Source organism: Paenibacillus sp. FSL H7-0716, assembly GCF_038002705.1.
Taxonomy (GTDB): Bacteria; Bacillota; Bacilli; order Paenibacillales; family Paenibacillaceae; genus Paenibacillus_AQ; species Paenibacillus_AQ odorifer.
In genome coordinates, this window is the sequence record NZ_JBBODA010000001.1 from 399632 (window position 1) to 422025 (window position 22394).

The window sequence follows — 22394 nt, forward strand, 5'->3', positions numbered from 1 at the left end:
AACTGAGTTTTGTATGAAGCGGAGCGAGGCAAATTATGCTCACAAAACTTTTTAGGAGGAGAGGTAATGAGGAAAAAAGTAAGCGTGTTTCTGGCATTAACTATGTTTGTGACTATCTTTTTTTCAAATCCGATCAAGACTAATGCGGCAACCCCCGAAGCGCCTGCAGGGTGGAGAGACTTACTGGATTACCAAATATTCAGTAATATATCCGACGGCTGGGCAGGAGATAGCGGGTTTGGATTGGAGACGGAGAACAGTAAGCTGCCCATAGATTCTACAGCAATGTACAATGGATTGCCTTCATTATTGTTGAATGCGAAAACGCCTACCAGTCCTTCCTGGTACAACGCTTTAATTACGGTTGCAGGCTGGAAAGCGTATGACTTTACCTCTTATCATCCAAATGGATTCCTTGAGTTTAATATCAAAGGAAATGCGGGTGGAGAGTCCTTTTTACTGGGCTTCAAAGACCGGGTATTCGAAAGAGCTGCCGGCAATGAAATTACCACTACAGTAAACATTAACAACTACGTCAACATTACTACAAGTTGGACCCATGTGAAGATCCCGTTAAAGGATCTAATTCAGGTCTCCCAAGGAATTGATGTATCTTCAATAGATGCATTATCCATCAAGAATAATGGTTTTCAACCTTTAAAAGTCTGGCTTAATGACATTAGGGTTACGTCTCCCGATAAGGAGAAAGAGTACGCACCCATCAAGGTCAATCAATTAGGGTATCCCGTAGATGGAGTAAAGCAAGCGCTCGTAACCGGTTTTGAGGATGTGCTCACGGTCGATGCAGGTACTCCGTTTAACATTATTAACGCCACAAACAATTCCACAGCTTATTCCGGAACGCTTGTACTCACCAAAAATTATGATGCTATCGATAGCGGGGAGCGTATTTTCACCGCCGATTTCACGAATTTAACGATTCCGGGAAAATATTATGTTTCAGTGCAGGGTCTCCAGAATTCGCCCAAGTTCACTATCGGCGAAGCTAACGAAATCTATGAACCCTTTTTAAATGACGTAACGAGATACTTCTATTACCAGAGAACCGGGATTAATATTACCAGCCCATACACTCAAAATTATCAAAGAACAGATTTTACTCCTGACACCGCAGTACCTTTAATGTCCAATCCTTCCATCAAAAAAGATGTTTCCAAGGGATGGTATGATGCGGGCGATAAAGGCAAGTACGTTAACGCAGGAGCCAAAGCCTTGTCGGATCTCTTCTGGGCCTATGAAATGATGCCGGAGAAATTTACGGACAATCAATTTAATATTCCTGAGAGCGGAAACGGCATTCCCGACATCCTGGATGAGGCAAGGTGGGAACTGGAATGGATGCTCAAAATGCAGGATGCTGCAACTGGCGGTTTCTATGCGCGAGTGACCTTTCAGGATGACGACAATATGGTAGACAGAGAAATTATCGATAAGGATACGGTAAGCTCGCGGACTGATATCAAAACGACCGCCGATACAGCTACCGCAGCAGGTGTATTGGCACATGCCTACTTAATTTATCAGAATATTGATCCGGCTTTTGCCCAAAGTTGCTTGGATGCGGCAATAGACGCATGGGGGTACCTGGAAGCACATCCGGAAAATATTCGGACGCCTAATACGGGCAGATGGCCTTACGATGTGACGGATGACGCTTCGAATCGTCTTTGGGCTGCAGGCTCCCTGTACCGATCGACCGGCGATGCCGAATACAACGATTATTTCCTGGCGAATTACACTGATATGGGAATATTTTTTGAGGATACCCTTGATTTCGCCAGTGGTTGGGCAAACACCTGGAATACTGGCTTCTTCAGCTATCTGAAAGCCGCTAATCCGGACTCCGGAGTCTTAAGCTGGTATTCAGATAAATTCCAGCAATGGTTCAATGACAAAGTGAGCAGATATAACGATAGCCCTTGGAAAAGCATCATTAAAGATGGTAACTACTATTGGGGAATCACCATGCAGGTTGCGGACACACCGATGGAAATGATCATCGGTACGAAATTGCTGGGAACCTTTGAGAGCAACCGCGCTATCATTAATGAGATTAACAATAGCCAGTTAGACTGGATTCTGGGGCAGAACCCGGTAGGCGTATCTTTTGTATCAGGTTACGGCGATAACAGCGTGAAATATCCGTTCAGCATCATGTATAGAACGGATGGTTTACCTGGTGTACCTAAGGGATATCTGGTCGGAGGACCGAATAAATACTCCAACGACATAACTGTAGGAAACCAGATATCAAGATTTGCAGCCAAGAACTATACCGATAACTTCCAAGAATGGACTACAAATGAACATACCGTTTATTGGAATTCAGGGTTGGTATTCATTGCCGCATTCGCAACCGGAAATAGCAGCAACTCGACCATTAATCCAACGACTGCTGCCTTTGATAAGAAAACCACAAATCAAGCTGATATTCCGGTGACCCTAACGTTGAACGGCAACACGCTCACCGACATTAAGAACGGTACGACATCTCTGGTTGTGGACACGGACTATACCGTTTCGGGTAACACGGTCACTCTACACAAGAGCTATCTCGCGCAGCAGCCAATCGGCACGGCGAACCTCACTTTCCTGTTTAACGCCGGTTCATCTGCTACGCTATCCGTTGCTGTGAACGATTCGTCGGTTAATAACTCGACGATCAGTCCGCCGACTGCTACCTTTGACAAGCAAACCGCGAATCAGACCGACATTCCGGTGACCTTGACGCTGAACGATAACACACTCATCGGCATTAATAATGGCACGACTGCTCTAGTTGCTGGTACGGACTACACCGTATCAGGCACGACAGTGACGATCCAGAAGGCTTATCTGGCTTCCCAACCGGTGGGAACAACCACGTTGACGTTCAACTTTAGCGCAGGAGCAAGTGCGAATCTTGCGGTCTCCGTGGTCGATACCTCCTCTACCGGAAGTGGTTCTATCACAGTTCAGCAGTACAATTCTCCTGTTACGGCAACGAGCAATTCGTTAAACCCACGGATAAAGCTGAAGAACACCGGTACCACTGCCATCAATCTGTCCGACGTGAAGCTTCATTATTATTACACGATCGATGGGGAGAAGGACCAGAATTTCTGGTGCGATTGGTCCACTGTCGGCAGCAGCAACGTAACTGGCGCCTTCGTCAAGTTGCCGGCTCCTTTGACAGGAGCTGATCATTATCTGGAACTCGGCTTTACGAGCGGAGCCGGAAGTTTGGCAGCTGGAGCCAGCATTGAGCTTCAGATCCGCATGAACAAGACCGATTGGACGAACTACACGCAGACGGGGGATTACTCCTTCGATCCGACCAGTTCGACTTACACCGATTGGAGCCATACAACTGGCTATATCGCAGGCGCTCTTCAGTGGGGAACAGAACCTCAATAAGTAACGACACAATTGCCGTTACATCTCAATAGTGAAAACCTGAACTCCCCATTACCGCCTAAACAACGGTGTGGGGAGTGTGTAAGACAGTGAAAGGAGTGCAACAACTCTATTGAAAGCTATGCCACTTCCTACAAATAGGAAACCAATACGTACTGTACGTAATTTTTCCATCGTGAAGAATCTTCGTACTTACTGGATGTTCTACGCAATGATGCTGCCGGGAATCGTTCTGCTTGTTATAAATAACTACATCCCTTTATTCGGAATCGTTATTGCCTTTAAAACAATTAATTACCAAGACGGTATCTTGGGAAGCCCTTGGACAGGGATGAAAAATTTCGAATACCTGTTTGCCTCGAAGGATTCGTACATCATCATTCGCAACACATTGCTTTATAACTCGCTGTTTATTGTATTGAACATGGCGCTTCCACTGGGGTTCGCCTTGATGCTTAACGAGATGAAGAACCGCTTTCTCTCGAAGCTACACCAAACGATCATGTTCCTGCCATACTTCCTGTCGATGATCGTCATCTCGTACTTAGTGTATGGGTTCATGAGCGACGAGCGAGGATACTTCAACGGCACGTTGCTGCCGGCGCTTGGTCTTGATTCCGTACGCTGGTACTTCACGAAAGAAGTGTGGCCGATCGTCTTGCCGATCATAAACACGTGGAAGAACATGGGGTACTACACGGTTGTGTACATGGCGGCAATTATTGGTATCGACGAGGAGTACTACGAAGCAGCGACGATAGACGGGGCGAACAAGTGGCAACAGATCAAGAAAATCACGATTCCTTTGATCATGCCAGTCCTCACGATTATGACGTTGCTGCAGGTTGGGCGGATCTTCAATGCCGACTTTGGCCTATTCTTCCAAGTGCCGCGTGAATCGGGGGCATTGTTCCCTGTGACAAACGTTATCGATACCTATGTCTACCGCACCTTTCTGACCGTTGGGGATATCGGACTTTCCTCAGCAGCAGGCCTGTTCCAATCAGTCGTTGGTTTCATCTTGGTTTTTGTATCCAATTGGGTCGTTCGCCGCTTTAACCGCGAGAACGCGCTGTTCTAAGAGAGGAGCCCTTATGACCAATACAAAGAGTAAATCCCTATCTGGGTCCAATCCAAAGAATCAGCTGTCGGGATGGGCGTCAACCCTCATAAACATCTTCTTCGTTATCTATTCGGCGCTCTGTATCCTACCGCTTTTGCTGATTCTTTCGGTATCGTTCTCCGATGAGCAGTCCGTTATGACACACGGATATCGATTTATGCCCGAAAATTTCAATCTAGCAGCCTATCGATTCCTAATGAAAGATATCAGTCAAATCGTTCATTCCTATGGAATCTCACTAACCGTCACGGTGATCGGTACGATACTAAGCGTCATCATAATAGCGCTGTATGCGTACCCCATTTCTCGGAATAATTTTCCACAGGCTAAGTATTTTACATTTTTTGTTTTTCTAACGATGCTGATTTCCGGCGGCTTAGTCCCTTGGTACTTGGTATACGTTCAGATGCTGGAATTAAAAGATACACTTTGGGCACTGATCATGCCGCTGATCATGTCCGCATTCTGGGTACTGATCATGCGCACTTTCTTTAAGGAGACTGTACCTGAAGCTGTGCTGGAGTCAGCCAAAATAGATGGGGCAGGGGAGCTACGGATATTTATCCGAATTGTATTGCCCTTATCTCTGCCGGTTCTGGCAACCGTTGCACTGTTCCAAACACTGACATATTGGAACGACTGGTTCCTAAGTCTAATGTTTATTACAGACAACCACAATATATCCGTGCAGTACTTTCTTTACAAGATGATGGTCAACATCCAGTACTTATCCAGTAACCCGAACGCGATGGCTGAAATTACCCGAGCTGGCGGAATGATCAACTTCCCGAGTGAAACCGTGCGTATGGCGATGGTGGTTGTAGGTGTTGGACCTATTGTATTTGCTTACCCGTTCTTCCAGAAATACTTTATCAGAGGCCTGACAGTAGGCTCCGTTAAAGGCTAAGATTGCCGATCACTTACGTGGGCACGGAAACGGCTAAAACCAGTATATGGTTTAGCATATCATTCTATTTTATGGGGGGATTACTTGAAAATGAAGGATACGAAAAGCAAGGCTTCACTGCTTCTCACACTGATGCTTATCTCAGCATTAGCCACTACGGCTTGCGGCAATTCAAACAACTCGAACAACGCTACACCGGATAATGCCGGAAAAGAAAGCGCCGCACCGAGCTCATCAGCGAATTCAACCACAAATAATACATCCAATGAGCCCTCGAAGCTGGAGCCCTATAAACTAAAGCTGGTCTACGAAGGAGCTCCTCAGGCGGACGAGGCTATCGTCGAGGAAGCGCTGAACAAGATCTTGACTGAAAAAATCAACGCGACGGTAGATATCGCACCAATCGATTGGGGAGCATGGGATGATAAGACTAACCTCATTATCGCTTCTCGAGAGCCCGTAGACATTCTATTTACAGCTTCATGGAACGGGTATGCAAAGAACGTTGCCAAAGGTGCTTACTTAGATCTCGGTCCCTTGCTCGATCAATATGGCCAGGGCATTAAGGATAGCTTGGATCCAGCTTTTCTCGATGGCTCCAAAATCGGCGGCAAAAATTATGCAGTCCCTACTAATAAAGAATTGGCATCGTCAGGGGGCATTGTGTACCGGAAGGACATTGCCGATGAACTCGGCATCGACATGAGTAAAGTGCAAAAAATCGAAGATTTAGATGCCGTTTATAAGATCGTTAAAGAGAAGAAGCCAACCATGTATCCGCTGTATACAACGGGTGGTACGTTCGCCTCTCACTCCTTTGTGGAATTGGATTTTTTAGGTGATACGACGATACCTGGCGCTATCGATAAGAATGGCACGGAAGCGACAGTCAAACCGGCCGAAGAGTATCCCCAATACTTAAATGCATTAAAAGTAACCCGTGATTTCTTCCAGAAGGGGTATCTTAACAAAGATGCGGCCACTTCCCAAACGTCATCCCTTGATGCTTATAAGACGGGCAACGTATTCTCCACCGTAGAGCCTCTCAAGCCAGGCAAAGCAGAGGAAATCGCATCCGCGACAGGACTTGATGGCAAGCTTGCACAAATTACTTTGACAGGTAAAACGGTCGCCACATCGGAGACTACCGGCGCCATGTTAGCCATCTCATCAACGTCTAAGAACCCGGAACGCGCCATGATGCTGATTAACCTGCTTCATACAGATCAAGAGATTATTAATCTGCTTAACTTCGGTATTGAAGGTACGCATTTTACACTTAATGGTAATGTTATGACGCAGACGGAGAAGTCAGGACAGTACGCACCGGGCGTCGCTTGGGAGCTGGGAAATCAATTCCTGAACTATGTCTGGAGCTCGGAAGCTCCGGACAAGTGGGAGCAGTTCAAAAAGTTCAACGAAGGGGCCAAATCGTCACCGGCGCTGGGCTTCACCTTTGACAGTGAGCCAGTCAAATCAGAAGTTGGAGCACTAGCAAACGTCCTAAGAGAATATCAGAAGATGCTTGAGACAGGCTCGGTTGATCTGGATAAAGAATTGCCTAAATTTATCGCCGCCCAAAAATCGGCCGGACTAGATAAAGTCATTGCTGAAAAGCAAAAACAGCTTGATGAATTCCTTGCCAGTAGGTAATATGCGTTCATAGCGAATAAAGGACCTACTCATTGTTCTGGATAAGAACAATGAGTAGGTCCTTTTGACTTTTGCTATATAATTCATAGTTCAACTAGGATTTAAGAGGCTTGATCAAATTGGCTATTATAAAGCTCAGCATAGAAACCATTTTTGGCAAGTAGTTCTTCGTGGCTGCCGCTTTCCAGTATATCGCCTTCCTTCAAAACCAGAATCACATCGGCGTTCTTAATGGTTGAGAGTCTGTGCGCAATCACAAAGGAGGTTCTTCCTTCCATAAGCTTATCCATTGCCTGCTGAATCAAGAGCTCTGTTCTTGTATCGACTGAGCTTGTGGCTTCATCGAGGATGAGCATTGGAGCATTCTTGAGCATCGCACGGGCGATGGTAAGCTGTTGCTTTTGGCCGGTGGATAAATTAACCTTGTCATTTAGTATGGTATTGTAACCGGCACTTAAGGTCTGAATGAAATGATGCAAGCCTACCGACTTACAAGCATCTTCAACTTCTTTATCGGTTACACCTGTTTTGTTGTACACTAGATTTTCCCTGATAGTGCCCTCAAAAAGCCAGGTGTCCTGCAGGACCATACAGAATAGATCATGGATATTTTCTCTTGTTAAGCTGCTGATGGGGGTATCATCTATATATATTTCTCCGCCTCTTAATTCATTAAAACGTATTAGAAGATTTATCAGTGTAGTTTTACCTGCGCCGGTAGGACCGACTATAGCAATTTTTTGCCCAGGCTTAATCCCTGCAGAAAAATCTTTAATCACAAGTTTATCTGAATTTTCATAAGCAAATTGCACATGTTCAAAATCCACTTTGCCCACTGCAGTTTTAAGATGTCTTTCTTTATGACTTTCATTGTCCATTTCATCAGCATCGAGGAACTCAAAGACACGTTTGCTTGCTGCGGAAGCCGATTGCAGACTTTGTGCGGCTTGAGCAATTTGAGAGAGCGGTTGTGTAAAATAACGCACATACAGTATAAAGGCTACAATGACCCCAAAGGATATCGTTCCGTTCATAGCAAGTACAGCACCAACGACACAAACGGCCACAAAACCTAGATTGCCTATAAACATCATAATCGGCATCATAAGACCGGAGAGGAACTGCGCTTTAAATGCACTATCTTTAAGATTCATATTCAGGGATTCAAATGTATTGCGCATTTGTGATTCACCATTGTAGGCTTTCACTACTGTATGTCCTGTATATACTTCCTCCACATGGCCATTGATTTTCCCTAAGTATTCTTGCTGACTTTGAAAATACTTTTGGGATTTTTTCATAATTGCCGCTATGAGGCCAAAGCCAACGATAGTTGCAACAACCGCCGTAATAGTCATGATCACATTTGTTTTGAACATCATGATGATGGATCCCGTAAAGAGGGCAAGGGCAGTTACCAGTGTGCCGACGCTTTGATTTAAAGCTTGCCCGATCGTATCCACATCGTTGGTAACCCGGGACAGGATGTCACCGGTTGTAGAATTATTATAATAAGAGATCGGAAGTTTGTTCATTTTGCGTGAGAGATCGGCTCTTAAGTTTTTGGAGACCTTTTGCGTAACTGCGGACATAATTAATCCTTGTACCAAAGATAACACAGCGCTAAGGATATAGATAAATACAAGGAAAAGGCCGATAGAAGTTACTGCTTCCATATCAATTCCGGTGACGAGGCCCGCCGTGATCAAGTCTGTCATCTCTGAAAGCTTATCCGGTCCAAGCAAAGTCAGAACCGTACCGATTGCTGCACTAATAATAGCTATAAGAACTACAGGGATATATTTTCTGCAATAGTGGAGAAGTTTGCTCCAAGTGTTGAGTTGCTCTTTGCTTTTGTTCATTAAGCTAGCTCCTCCTTTGAAAGTTGTGAGTAAGCAATCTCTTGGTAGACATCACAGGTCTGCATCAATTCATCATGTGTTCCCATGCCTGCCATTCGTCCGGCTTCCAGTACAATGATTTTATCTGCATCTTTGATTGTACCGATCCGTTGAGCAACGATTAGTATCGTTGTACCGCTGGATTTTTTCTTCAATTCACTTCGCAATTTGCGATCCGTCTTATAATCAAGCGCTGAGAAGGAATCGTCGAAGATTAATATTTCAGGACGACGGGCAATGGCTCGGGCAATGGAAAGACGTTGTTTTTGACCGCCAGACAAGTTCGTACCGCCTTGAGAGACATGAGCCTCGTAGCTTCCTTCCATCTTTTCAACAAAATCTGAAGCTTGAGAGGTGTAAATGGCATCTACAACATCAGAGGACAGATCACTGCCATTGTCGCCAAAAGCAACATTAGAGCTCACCGTGCCGCCAAACAAAATCGCTTTCTGAGATACATATCCCATTTTATTGCGCAGTGCAGTTTGCTCATATTGGTTAACATTAATACCGTCCACCAACACTTCACCTGCTGTAGCATCATAAAAGCGAGGGATCAGGTTCACTACGGTACTTTTTCCGCATCCGGTTGAACCGATAAAGGCCACAGTTTCTCCTTTTTTCACCGTAAAGCTGATATCCTCAATAACGTATTCTTCTGCATCCGGATATTTAAAGCTGACTTTTTTGAATTCGACTTCACCCAACCGATTTGTCTTAGAGGAAGTAAGTGATCCGTTCTCTAAGCTTGGCTTAGTATCCAGCACTTCATTGATTCTTTTAGCGGATACATGGGCACGAGGCATCAGGATAAAAATCATGATCAGCATCATGAATGCCATAACCACCTGCATCGCATAGGATGAGAAGACAATCATATCTGAAAATAAGCCCATCTTCGCCGTACCATTGGCATTTTGAATCAAAATAGCACCAATCCAATATATTGCGAGACTTAAACCGCTCATAATGAGAGAAATACTTGGCATCATCATGGACAGTACATTATTGGCAAATAAATTCGTTCGGGTAAGCTCGCTGTTGGCTACGCTAAATTTATCTTCCTGGTAACTTTCAGCATTATAAGCACGAATGACACGAAGGCCGGTAAGATTCTCTCTTGCAACACGATTAAGATTATCAGTCAGTTGCTGCAATTTTTGGAATTTCGGAAGCACAAGCACGATCACTATGCCGACAATAAGAATCAATACCCCAATGGCGACACCGGTAGCAAGCGACCACTGCCAACTCTTGCCTGTAATTTTGAGCATTGCCCAAACGGCAAGGATGGGAGCCTTCACCAGCAGTTGCAGACCAATGACAATCAGCATTTGCACTTGCGTAATGTCATTCGTCGAACGAGTAATTAAACTAGCTGTAGAGAAGTTGTTGATTTCTTCCATAGAAAAAGATTGTACCTTATCAAACAATTTGGAGCGTAATCTTGAAGAGAAGTTAGCGGCAATTTTAGCGGCGATCCCTGCCACTATGATTGATGTAGCTAAGCTGCCGAGAGCACAGAGCAACATCCAGCCTCCGGCTGCAATGATTTCGCTCATTTCACTTCCTGGTATCTGTACAAGACGAGTAATCTCGCTCATATAACCGGGCAATTCCAGATCCAGCCATACCTGTGTGACAATGAACAGGATGCTGATACCGATTAGGGTCCATTCCTTCGGTTTTAAGTACTTAAGTATAGTTACCATACATCTGACTCCTTTATGTGGCGTTGCTTAAATGATAACGAAAGAAGATAAACTGAAAGTTAACTTTTCTGAAAAATGAAAAAACCCTGAAAGAACGATGAGGTTCTCCAGGGCTCGTACTACATTCCAATCGGAATCGTAACTGTAAATGTGGTTCCTTGTAATGGAATGCTTTCGCAAGAAATGGTTCCATTGTGTAGATGAATGATTTTTTTAACAATTGCTAATCCAAGTCCATTGCCCGCAGTCGAGTGGGAAGTATCCTGCTGATAAAATTTATCGAATATCTTGGGAAGAGCCTCCGGATGAATACCGCTTCCGCAGTCACGAACTAGAATCACCAGGTTATCTTCGTTTTTCTTCATGTTAACTTCAATTTCGCCATGTTCAGGAGTGAATTTAATCGCGTTATCTAATAAATTTAACCAAACCTGATTTAAAAGCTCTTTATTGCCGGAGAGTTCATAATCCTGAATATTAACGTTTAGCTTCAGGTGCTTCTTCTCAAATTTGGCAGCCAGCAAAAGCACAGATTGGCGAATTTGTTCCCCAACATTAAACCTCATTTTGTTTGTCAGAATCTTTTGCGTCTCAACCTGCGTCAGCTCCAGCACATTCGAGGCAAGGGAGGCAAGTCTGGTCGATTCCTCAATGACAATATCTAGATATTCATTCCGTTCTTCTTTGGTAAGATCATCGTTCTTTAAGACTTCGGCAAACCCTTTAATAGATACAATCGGTGTTTTGAATTCATGGGAAAAATTATTCACAAAATCGGTTCGCAGAATTTCGATACCCCCAAGCTCTTCAGCCATCCGGTTAAAATTCTCTGATAAAATTTCAAACTCTGGCGGGCTTTTGAGCTGGAGCCGCATGGAGAAGTCACCGCTGGCAAGACGCTCTGTGGCCTCAATAAATAACCGGATGGATTTTACCATTTTTCGGCTTGTGATGGCGGATATCGTGGTACCGATAATTGTACAAGCGATTAATACCATTATGGGGAGTACGAATCCATCCTGGGCAAGCTCTTCGTTCAACAAACCAAAAACCTGTGCGAGAAAGAAGAGTAGTCCTGTAATCACAACGGTAATAAGAAAGATGAAAAATATGATAAGGGAAAAATAGATGGGAAGGCTGATTCTGTTGCTGAGCTTGTTACTTATTTTGCTCACTGGCTTCGCACCGCCTTGTATCCAAGACCTCTGACGGAAACCAGTTCAAACTCAGGATAAGCGTCAAACCGTTTCCGCAAACGATTAATGTGCACATTAACAGTTGTATCCGTACTTTCACTTTCCATGCCCCATATTTCGTCCATAAGCTGGATGCGCGTGAAAATCCGTTCAGGATAGGACAATAACTTATACAACAAATAGAATTCTTTTTGCGGAAGCGTTTGTTTCTCGTCCTCCCGGGTTACTGTCAATGCGTCATAATCAAGGATCACTTTACCCACTACTAATTTACGGGCACTTGCGATTTGCGAACGGCGAAGCAGCGCTTGGATTCTGAGCAGCATTTCTTCGGTATCAATGGGTTTGGTCATATAATCATCAGTTCCGATCCGGAACCCCTTTTTCTTATCTTCAGGCTGCTGTTTTGCTGTAGCCATAAGAATGGGGACCAAGCTATCGGCATCTCTTACTTCCTTGGCGAATTCATAACCATCCATATTAGGCATCATAATATCCAGAATGATTAGATCAATATGTTGTGAATCTAGGACCTCCAAAGCTTTAACTCCGTCTTCAGCAGTTACAACATCATATCCTTCGCGTTTCAGAACAGCTTCAAGAAGTCTCCTTACATGTTTATCATCTTCAACTACGAGTATGTTAATCATTACTGTTCACTCCAATAGTAGGTTTGTATCCATTATTACCTGTGTGGAATTTGTTTTAAAGGGAGCAGAATCAATATTTATCTAATCTTAAGATTTGGTTTGAAATCCTTGTAGTCGATATAAAGTGACTCATACATAGGGAGGATTCAATGAAATGAGAGGAATAGGCAATGATTTAATACTATTAGGATATCTGTTTTGTAAAATAATGTTGCATACTAAAATAGTACCCAAACTAATTTAGCTGGATTAACGTGCTGATCAATAGTGCAGCTTACGTTGAAATTTTGACTGAACTTCATGCGAAAGGAAGATCACAGATGCAAAAGCGCAGATTAGGAAATAGTGGCTTGGAAGTTTCGGCACTAGGGCTAAATTTGGAATTTTAGGACAAGAAGCTGTAGACGGTCAACCTCAACTTATTTTGAATAGCAGACCAGATTCTATTCGTGAACAAATAGAAGGTTCATTAAAAAGGTTGAAGGTCAATTGCATTGATTTATATGATCAGCACCGAGTGGATCCGAATGTCGAACCTGAAGCTGTTGCAGAAACAATGAAAGATTTAGTAGCTGAAGGGAAGATTAAAATATGGGGAGTCTCAAATGCACCGATTGACTATATGAAACGACTCATGCTGTATGTTCGATTACTGCAACCCAAAATCAGTACTCCATGATGTGGCGTGAACCAGAAAAAGAGTTGTTTCAACTTTGTGAAGAGTTAGGAATTGCTTTTATCGCTTACAGTCCATCAGGAAATGGTTTCTTAAGTGGTAAATATACAAAGGAAACCAAATATGAGGAAGGTGACTATCGAAGTTTCATGGGAAGATTCAAACCTGATGTGATTGATCATAATCAAGTGTTATTAGATTTAATTACTCAAGTTGCAGAAAGTAAAAATGCAACACCAGCTCAAGTCGTATTACACTTTTAACTAGAGCTATATCATCAACTAATAGGAGGATTTTTTTATGCAAAAAGTTATTTTGAACAATGGTGTTGAAATGCCGATACTTGGTTTTGGAGTTTTTCAAATTCAAGATGAAGCTGAATGTGAACAAGCCGTTTACGATGCGATCATGTCAGGTTATCGACTGATAGATACCGCAGCCTCTTACCTAAACGAAGAAGCGGTGGGAAGAGCCATCAAACGGAGTGGAGTACCAAGAGAGGATCTATTTATCACTACCAAATTATGGGTTCAAGATACAGGATACGAACGTACAAAGGAAGCATTTGAAAAATCCCTTTCAAGATTGCAACTTGATTATTTGGATTTGTATTTAATTCATCAGCCCTTTGGCGATGTGCATGGTTCTTGGCGGGCGCTGGAGGAATTGTACCGTGAAGGAAAAATCAGAGCGATTGGCGTAAGTAACTTCCAGAACGATCGTCTGATTGATTTGATTATTCATAATGAAGTAACACCTGCCGTTAATCAAGTTGAGACACATCCATTCTGTCAACAAATTGAAAGTGCTGCATTCATGAAAGAAAACAATGTTCAGATTGAATCATGGGGTCCATTTGCTGAAGGTAAAAACAACATGTTCCAGAACGAAGTTTTAGTATCAATAGCTCAAAAATATAATAAATCTGTTGCCCAAGTGGTTTTACGCTGGTTGACGCAAAGAGGAGTTGTTGTGATTCCAAAGTCTGTCCGGAAAGAAAGAATAATTGAAAACTTTAATATCTTTGACTTTGAATTAAACTCAGAGGATATAGAACAAATTGCGCTGTTAGACACAAAAGAGAGTTTGTTCTTTTCACATAGAGATCCTGTAATGGTAAAAGCGTTAAGTACCAGGAAGCTGGATATCTAATTTTTCTTAGGATCTTGTTGGTTATGATAAAAGAGGGGTTAACCATAATTAAGGGGTTAACCCCTCTTTTATTTATAAGAACACCCTTAGCCTTGAACAGTTCATTCTAATTTGAAGGTTTAAGAATAAAGGCAGCTAAAGTTTGTGAATATCGCATTATAATCTTGATCTTCTCCAGTGGCGTACAAACCAATAAGCACACCTGTGAATCCTCCGGCTATTTCAGAGGATAGATATTTGGTTTGCGCAGCTCCGAGTAAGATCTCAGTACCGTCTACCTGGATATAAAAGTGATAATGCGTTGGACTGCTTTTGACAACTAATAAAGCATGGTTGCATTGACCTATATTTTTTGTTTTTTCAATGGATTTGATATCTCCGATATTCAGCCGTTCGATAATCTCATAACCCTCTGGATATTTACGCAAGGCCAAGTCATAATGGTGATTTTCGTCCATGTAAAGTGTAATTCCGGCTTCACCATTCGTAAGGCTGACTTGGCACGATATAATTGCGTTGAAATCTTTTTGACGAATACCAATAAATGTCGGAGTAGCCGGGACATCTAATGTTACAGCAGTTCCTTTAAGCTTTAGTTTATCAGCTTCTAACCGATAATTTTCTTTAACCGGGTGACGCAGGTAACACCAATCCAAATTCCAATCTGTGTTCTCGAACGTAAAGACTCTTTTCTCCTGCTGAATGACTGTGTCCGCAATACGATCAGTCTTGAAACTTATTAGAGTGGTACCTTCATGACCTGCTGTAAACCATCCATCCTCGCCAAAGGTAATCGGAGTTAGAAAAACCTCGCGCCCCAAATGGTGATAGGTAAGATACTGGCCAGTCTGCCGGAATCCAAGATGTAACAGCCACCAATCCCCCTCATGATCTTGTACCAAATCTCCGTGGCCAACACCCTGAAGCTCGTAACCGCCTAAATTTCGATTAGTCAATACGGGGTTACGCGGATAGGCTTCGAATGGGCCAGTAGGAGAATTGCCTCTTGCATAAGTGACCATATGCCCATATTCGGTTCCGCCCTCAGCTGCTAGCAGATAGTATTGTCCATTAATTTTGTATAAATGAGGACTCTCCAAATAACGCCCACCGGATCCTTGCCAGATTGAACGGCTTGGCGACAGCTTCTGCCCAGTTTCAATTTCAATTTCACATTGGACTATACCATTTACTCCGTAATCGTCGGTCCCATTACTCATGAAATACGTTTTGCCGTCTTCAAAATACAAATCCGGATCAATACCGCCTTGATCTACATTAATCGGATCAGACCATTCGCCGTAAATATTGTCAGTCCAGACATAAAAGTTCTGGCGCAAAGTGTCATTAGTGGTCGTCATGTAGAATCGTCCATTATTGTACCGCAGGGTGGGGGCAAATACACCACCGGAGCTGTCCACAGTATCCAGTTGAATCTGGTTTTTTCGGGTTAAGCAATGACCGATTTGGGTCCAATTAATTAAATCTTTGCTTTCAAAAATCGGAACACCGGGAAAATACTGAAAGGAACTGCAGACCAAATAATAAGTGTCTTCAACTTTACATGCGCTGGGATCAGGATAAAACCCTTTGATGACCGGATTATTGTATTTCATTTCTCCACCTCATTAATAAATTCATATAAATAAGAATTCAATATATTTAACTACTATGAAAATTAAACACTATTGTTTATAGGTTTTCAATGAATCAGGGTTGAAGATATACGTTATATTTATTAAATTAATATATATGTAATTTCAATAAGCACAGGTCAGGTGATTATGATGATGATCAAAGCAAACGGCGAAGCAAAATTCATGGCGTTATATGAAGCGCTGGCAAGCGAAGTCAGATGGAGGATTATGAGCCTCATTGCAGATAATGAAATGAATGTGAAGGAGATCGCGGCTAAGTTAGAGCTTAGCCCTTCCATAGTTACTATGCATATCCGAAAGCTCGAACAAGCTGGACTTACAGGAAGCCACAGGGTACGCCTAAACGGAGGAACACACAAAATGTGTTTCCTTGAACAAAAAAAAGTTGAAATCGAACTCCCCACTGCCACTCAAACCCCGAGGATCAGAGAGCAGACCATTTCAGTCGGTCATTATACCTCGTTTGATGTCCATCCTACATGTGGTCTTGGGACACAAGAGAAAGAAATTGGGGTTTGGGACGATCCCCGCTATTTTCTCGATCCCGAACGGGTCAACGCCGGCATTTTGTGGTTTGGGAGAGGTTACGTAGAGTACAAAACGCCTAACTACTTACTTCCCGGTCAAATGCCCGAGGCCATCGAGATTTCAATGGAAATTGCTTCTGAAGCGCCAGGCTTGAGAGATCATTGGCCTTCGGATATTGAGTTCTTTTTTAACGGTGTGAAGCTTGGAACCTGGACCAGTCCGGCAGACTTTGGAAGAGCGGCACGAGGCATATATACTCCGGATTGGTGGCATCGGAATGTAAATCAATACGGGTTATTGAAGACGATCCGCATTGACACTTCGGGCACATTTATTGATGAAGAACGGATGTCGGACATTACTGTCGCAGATATTTTGCTACGGGAACAATTCTGGACGCTTCGGTTCGCAGTTGACGAGAAGGCTGCTAATGTTGGTGGTTTGACACTTTATGGGGCTGGATTCGGTAACCATGACCAAGATATTTTAATTCGTGTGTACCTAGGAACGATGACCTAATGAAGCAGGATATTTCAGTTATAGTTGTTTTCTCCATCCAGTTTATCAGCTGGAACTGGTAAACTATCCATATATTGAAGGAGTTGAGAGGAGAGATATTCTGAATTATAACGAGGTTATTAAAATCGCTGATACACACTTACTTCCATTAGTGATGGAATTGTACGGATTGGAAGGTTATGAAATCAGGCTTATCAATGCACATGAAGGAGGACGGAATATCGCATATAACTGTGATAAAGCTGATTCTGAAGCAAAAATAATCAGAATTGCCTTCTTAAGTGACAGAAGCCGAGAAGATATTCTGGGTGAAGTGGAATATATCAGGTATTTGTTCGAGCATGGCGGCAGTGTTTCGAATGTGGTCAACTCCCAGAAGGGGAATCTGCTGGAAACGATAACGCTTAATAATCATACCTTTTTTGTCTGCTTGTTTGAAAAGGCCAAGGGGGGTATGCTCGTGGAAAATAATTATCAGTATCGGGAAGGCGTTCCTATTACGGAATACTATTATAACTGCGGTAAAGTCCTTGGAAAAATGCATCAATTATCGAAGGGTTATACACCTGTCCATTCTCGGTATGATTTTTCCGATAAATACAATGCCGATTATATAAATAAGCTAATACCTGACTCGTTATCTCTGCTGAAGGGGAAGCTGGTAGATCTCCTTACAATCTTAGAAGAGATGGACAGGAATCACGAGTCTTTTGGGATGGTACATTTTGATTACTGTGATGGGAATTATATGATCGATTTTGATACAGGGCAAATAACTGTTTTTGATTTCGATAACTCCTGCTTTTGTTGGTATATGTATGACCTGGCAAATCTCTGGACACTTGGAGTGGGCTGGATACAATTTGAACAAGACACTGATAAACGCAAAAAGTTTATGGATGATTATTTTAAAACAGTCCTTGATGGCTACAGATCCGAGACCAGGATCGAAGATTCGATGTTAGACACATTGCCATTATTTATCCAAGTAACCCTCATGGAAAACATCGTTGATGCATTCGAGGTAATGCGGAACAATGGTGAAGAGCCGGAATGCGATGAAGAGCTGTCATATCGTATAAAATGTCTAGAAGACGAGATCCCATATGTAGGATTTTTCCATGAAATTTACTCATGTGATGAACCCTTTGAGTATGAGGAACGAAATATTTAGGATGATGGTGTTTATGATATGCTGCGGATAAATTCATAGTAGACTCAAACAAGCAGGAGTTGGAGTAAAAATGGCTTACGAAAAACCGGAATTGACCATGAGTGAAATTGAAAAAGTACTGTGGAATCATCTTGGACAGGGAGCGGCTGAGATTACACCGTTGTCTGGCGGCAATATAAGCAACGTGTTTTCTTTTATTTTAGAAGGAAAAGATTATGTTGTGAAATTCAGCGATTTGGAACGAGCATATGAGACCGAACAATTTGTATCGAATTTGCTACTCGACCAAGGTATCCCTTTCCCAAAATGTTTGGGGTTAGGGAGGACTAATCAGTTAACCTATTTGATCATGGAGCGAATGGAAGGTCGCAATCTATCCGATTGTACAGCAGAGGAACAAACCCGTCTGATGCCGGAAATTATCGGCATTTTAACAAGGATGGCCGAAACGGACATTGAGGGAACTAACGGTTATGGTTGGATCGGACCTGACGGCAATGGTTCCTATCCATCTTGGAAAGACTTCGTCATTGCCGTAAATGCGGAAGATCAGACGGGAACATTCTGGGAGAATTGGCATGAACTCTTCCGCACGTCTTGCTTGGAAAGAGACGTATACGAAGAAATCTATAGCCGTTTGATGGCCTATGTACCCTATAATGAATCTAATAGAAGCTTTATACACGGAGATTTTCAACAGTGGAATATGTTGTCCAACGGAACACGGATAACCGGCATTATTGATGGAAATTGCATGTATGGCGATTCTCTCATAGACCTTGCGATTCTCGACAAGCATATGCCTTGGTGTAACGTCATTAACGCGTATCAAAACTATCAAGAGAAAGCTAGAATAGTGACCCCCAATTTTGAGGAGCGGCTAATCGGTGCCTATTATTTTAAGGGACTCGATGGACTTCGATTCTATGCTAAGATGGGCTGGACAGATGCTTATCAGGGCACACGGCATTTTCTTTTAAACCTGAAAGGGTAATATCTAAGCACTTTACCTTATCCTATACATTTAATAGCCGCATAGTTGCGGCTTTTTTGTATATAAATATCAAATTTCTAGGATCAAATTCCCCACTGGGATTATAGCCTAGGCTGACGACCTGTAATAATTGCACCTGAACTTGCCATTAATCCACTATCTATAGCTTTGTCCAACTTGATAAAATGTAAGCGCAATCATTTAATCTATCGATTGGAGGAGTATGCATGAAAAAGATTGGTGCAGGTTTTATATTCTTACTTGTGATGTACGCAGCCTTATCCACAACTGCGTTCGCTAAACAGCCTTATTCATCCTATTGGTTTCCGGAGCAACTGCTTCAGTGGAGTCCGGCATCCGACCCAGATGCGGCATTTAACCGGAGCACAGTCCCGCTGCAGGACCGGTTTGTAGCAGATGGAGTCAACGCTCATGCAACCAAAGCGCCAAAAGTCATGGCTTTATCAGCACTAAACCCGGGAACAAGCGGAGTTCCATCGCAGGGTTCAAGCAAATTCGAAGCTAACACATTTACCTATTGGCAATATGTTGACAAGCTGGTCTATTGGGGTGGTTCCGCGGGCGAAGGGATCATCGTACCTCCAAGCGCTGATACGATCGACGCGGCTCATAAAAATGGCGTGCCGATCATCGGAACGGTGTTCTTCCCACCAACCGTATATGGCGGGAAGTATGAATGGGTCAAGCAGATGCTTCAGCAGAATAGTGACGGTTCCTTTCCTGCTGCTGACAAGTTGATCCAGGTTGCGAGCCATTACGGATTTGACGGCTGGTTTATTAACCAGGAGACTGAGGGTGGAACGCCAGCTGACGCACAGCAAATGAAAGCTTTCCTAAGTTATCTGGAATCGCACAAGCCAAATTCTATGCACATCGTATGGTATGATTCCATGACCAATGAGGGCAGTATCAGTTGGCAAAATGCACTTAACGACAAGAATGCGATGTTCCTGCAAGACAATAAAAAGCAAATAACAAACAATATGTTCCTGAACTTTTGGTGGAAGGATCTTAAAAGCTCGGCAGAGAAGGCTAGAAGCTTGGGTAGAAGTCCCTATGACTTGTATGCAGGCATCGATGTCGAAGCCAAGGGTTACGATACAAAGGTGAACTGGAATCTGTTGTTTCCGGATAAAGATCCTGCCGTTACTTCCCTTGGTATTTACCGCCCGGATTGGGCTTTTAACAGCGCAGAGAGTATGGAAGATTTCTTCGTACGCGAGAACAAATTCTGGGTGGGTCCAAACGGGAATCCGAGTAACACCTCGAGCGATCAAGCCTGGAAAGGTATCGCTAACGATGTGATCGAATCATCATCAATAAATGAGCTGCCTTTCACCACCAACTTCAACACGGGAAGCGGACAGAAATATTTTGTAAGAGGGAAGCAGGTGCGGGATAAAGGCTGGAACAACCGGAGTCTGCAGGATATTCTTCCCTCCTGGCGCTGGATTGCAGACAGCAAAGGTACCCCGCTTTCACCAGTGCTCGATTGGTCCGATGCCTATTACGGCGGCAGTTCGCTGAAGGTATCAGGCGTGCTGAACCCTACCAATGCGACACATCTGAAGCTCTACAAGACCGACCTTAAGATCGAAGCAAGCACAAAGCTGTCTATTACGTACAAAACACAAGATAAGCCAAGCCTAAAGGTTGGTCTTGCATTCGCTGATCAGCCCGATCAATATATCTTCCTTAATGTGAGGGATAAGACATCGCCAGACTGGACAACTGAAACATTGAATTTGACCCCATACAAAGGGAAACGGATCGTAGCGTTGTCCCTGTATTTTGATTCTAAGAATGCGATTAATAATTACAACATTCAAATTGGCCAGCTCTCCATTCAAAATGCGAATGACCCGATCAAACCACTACCCGCGGTTCGCGATCTTAAGGTCACTCAAACTGATTTTCGCAATGGTATTTATGGAGATGCCAGATTACTGTGGAAACAGCTTGACCAACAGGTCAAGCAATACGAAGTCTATCGAGTACTTCCAGATGGTAGTGAGATGTTCATAGGTGCAACACCAAATCATGTGTTTTACGTTCCTGAAATGCGAAGAATAGACAAAGAAACTATCACAGTATTGAAGGTTGTTGCTGTTAATGGAAGATACGAGCAAGGTCAATCCTCTAGCGTGAAGATCAGCTGGCCGGATTATCCAAAGCCGACTGCGGAGTTCAAAACTGATCGAACCCTAGTCGCTCCAGGCGAGAGCGTAAACTTCACCGACCTGTCGACTGAAGTGACAGAAGGATGGTCATGGACCTTCGAAAGCGGAAGCCCCGCGTTCAGCACATCAAAGAACCCAGTTGTGACGTTCGCTCAGGAAGGCGTTTATAGTGTGACACTGACTGCAACTAACAGCTCGGGCCAAGACACAATTACGAAAAAAGCGCTCATCACAGTGAGCAAGGAAGCTGGCGCAGTGAAAAATCTGGCACTTGGTAAAGCTGCAACAGCCGATCATGCCTGCGGGGAAAAGGAAGGTGCACCTAATGCCGTAGATGGTAAAGTGACGGATAACAGTAAATGGTGCGCAATTGGTAATCTGCCCCATTGGCTTCAGGTAGACCTCGGGGCCGAACATCAACTCAGCACTTTTGTCATCAAGCATGCTGAGAGCGGAGGAGAGTGGTCCGGTTTTAATACCAGTGATTATACGATTCAGGTCAGCAGCGACGGAATGAACTGGACGGATGTCGTCAACGTCCAAGGAAACTCGGCTGCCGAGTCGACTGATTCAATTGCGTTAGTAAAAGCCCGCTATGTAAAATTATTGATTCTCAAACCTACGCAGGGAGCCGATACGGCAGCGCGGATCTATGAGTTTGAAGTGAAGGGATTATAATATACCCTATTACGACATTCTAATATTAAAGCAAATAAACCGTAGCCCACTTGAGGGGCTACGGTTTATTTGCTTTAACACTAATGATAGCTGAAATCAAAAAAAGAACCTGATTTATCTCATCAGATTCTTATATATTGCATATGAAAAGACACGATGATATAATCAACTAACGACTGAAATCCAATAGTTAGGCATAATAAATGCATCTTATATATTTAGTTTATCATGCCGTTAAATTCTTGTCAATTTTTT

Annotated in this window: 14 protein-coding genes and 1 pseudogene; 10 read left to right on the forward strand and 5 right to left on the reverse strand. The window is 43.3% G+C overall.

The features are described from left to right. Positions 1–66: 66 nt before the first annotated feature. The 4 genes from MHH60_RS01860 to MHH60_RS01875 all read left to right on the forward strand — a co-directional run bounded on the left by MHH60_RS01860 (position 67) and on the right by MHH60_RS01875 (position 7100). On the forward strand, positions 67–3417 hold the full coding sequence (locus tag MHH60_RS01860; protein ID WP_076133186.1) for a glycoside hydrolase family 9 protein: 3351 nt from the start codon (positions 67–69) through the stop codon (positions 3415–3417). 121 nt (positions 3418–3538) lie between these two features. Next, on the forward strand, positions 3539–4498 hold the full coding sequence (locus tag MHH60_RS01865; RefSeq protein WP_038574490.1) for an ABC transporter permease: 960 nt from the start codon (positions 3539–3541) through the stop codon (positions 4496–4498). A 13-nt stretch (positions 4499–4511) separates the two neighbouring features. Beyond that, positions 4512–5447 carry a carbohydrate ABC transporter permease gene (locus MHH60_RS01870; RefSeq protein WP_038571187.1) on the forward strand — a complete coding sequence of 312 codons (936 nt, stop codon included), beginning with the start codon at positions 4512–4514 and terminating at the stop codon, positions 5445–5447. 90 nt (positions 5448–5537) lie between these two features. After that, the gene (locus MHH60_RS01875; protein WP_076133184.1) at positions 5538–7100 is read left to right on the forward strand and encodes an ABC transporter substrate-binding protein; all 1563 of its coding nucleotides are present in this window, start codon (positions 5538–5540) and stop codon (positions 7098–7100) included. A gap of 101 nt (positions 7101–7201) precedes the next feature. On the opposite strand, the gene MHH60_RS01880 is transcribed toward MHH60_RS01875, so the two are convergent. The 4 genes from MHH60_RS01880 to MHH60_RS01895 form a co-directional block, all read right to left on the reverse strand. Further along, positions 7202–8962 (reverse strand): ABC transporter ATP-binding protein, encoded by a 1761-nt coding sequence (locus MHH60_RS01880; RefSeq protein WP_076133182.1) that lies wholly within the window; start codon positions 8960–8962, stop codon positions 7202–7204. Continuing rightward, complete coding sequence (locus MHH60_RS01885) at positions 8962–10713, reverse strand: ABC transporter ATP-binding protein (protein WP_076133180.1); 1752 nt, start codon at positions 10711–10713, stop codon at positions 8962–8964. Before MHH60_RS01885 ends, MHH60_RS01880 begins: the two co-directional genes overlap by 1 nt. A gap of 119 nt (positions 10714–10832) precedes the next feature. Further along, the gene (locus tag MHH60_RS01890) at positions 10833–11888 is read right to left on the reverse strand and encodes a HAMP domain-containing sensor histidine kinase (protein ID WP_081388830.1); all 1056 of its coding nucleotides are present in this window, start codon (positions 11886–11888) and stop codon (positions 10833–10835) included. Then, on the reverse strand, positions 11885–12559 hold the full coding sequence (locus MHH60_RS01895) for a response regulator transcription factor (RefSeq protein ID WP_076133178.1): 675 nt from the start codon (positions 12557–12559) through the stop codon (positions 11885–11887). Before MHH60_RS01895 ends, MHH60_RS01890 begins: the two co-directional genes overlap by 4 nt. Positions 12560–13037: 478 nt before the next feature. Between MHH60_RS01895 and MHH60_RS01900 the strand changes: the two are divergent. Then, positions 13038–13498, forward strand: a pseudogene (locus tag MHH60_RS01900) (aldo/keto reductase). A gap of 37 nt (positions 13499–13535) precedes the next feature. Continuing rightward, a complete protein-coding gene (locus MHH60_RS01905; RefSeq protein WP_076133176.1) occupies positions 13536–14387 on the forward strand; it encodes an aldo/keto reductase in 852 nt (283 codons plus the stop codon). Between the two features lie 119 nt (positions 14388–14506). On the opposite strand, the gene MHH60_RS01910 is transcribed toward MHH60_RS01905, so the two are convergent. Beyond that, a complete protein-coding gene (locus tag MHH60_RS01910) occupies positions 14507–16003 on the reverse strand; it encodes a glycoside hydrolase family 43 protein (RefSeq protein ID WP_076133174.1) in 1497 nt (498 codons plus the stop codon). Between the two features lie 174 nt (positions 16004–16177). Here MHH60_RS01910 and MHH60_RS01915 point away from each other — a divergent pair, with 174 nt between their 5' ends. From MHH60_RS01915 to MHH60_RS01930, 4 genes are all read left to right on the forward strand, one after another. Next, on the forward strand, positions 16178–17092 hold the full coding sequence (locus MHH60_RS01915; RefSeq protein WP_076133172.1) for an ArsR/SmtB family transcription factor: 915 nt from the start codon (positions 16178–16180) through the stop codon (positions 17090–17092). Between the two features lie 154 nt (positions 17093–17246). Further along, entirely contained in the window at positions 17247–18266 is a 1020-nt protein-coding gene (locus tag MHH60_RS01920) for a phosphotransferase enzyme family protein (protein ID WP_172628894.1), read from the forward strand. A gap of 70 nt (positions 18267–18336) precedes the next feature. After that, positions 18337–19260, forward strand: coding sequence for an aminoglycoside phosphotransferase family protein (locus MHH60_RS01925; protein WP_076133168.1), 924 nt, complete (start codon positions 18337–18339; stop codon positions 19258–19260). A 227-nt stretch (positions 19261–19487) separates the two neighbouring features. Further along, entirely contained in the window at positions 19488–22139 is a 2652-nt protein-coding gene (locus MHH60_RS01930; protein ID WP_076133166.1) for an endo-beta-N-acetylglucosaminidase, read from the forward strand. Positions 22140–22394: the final 255 nt, after the last annotated feature.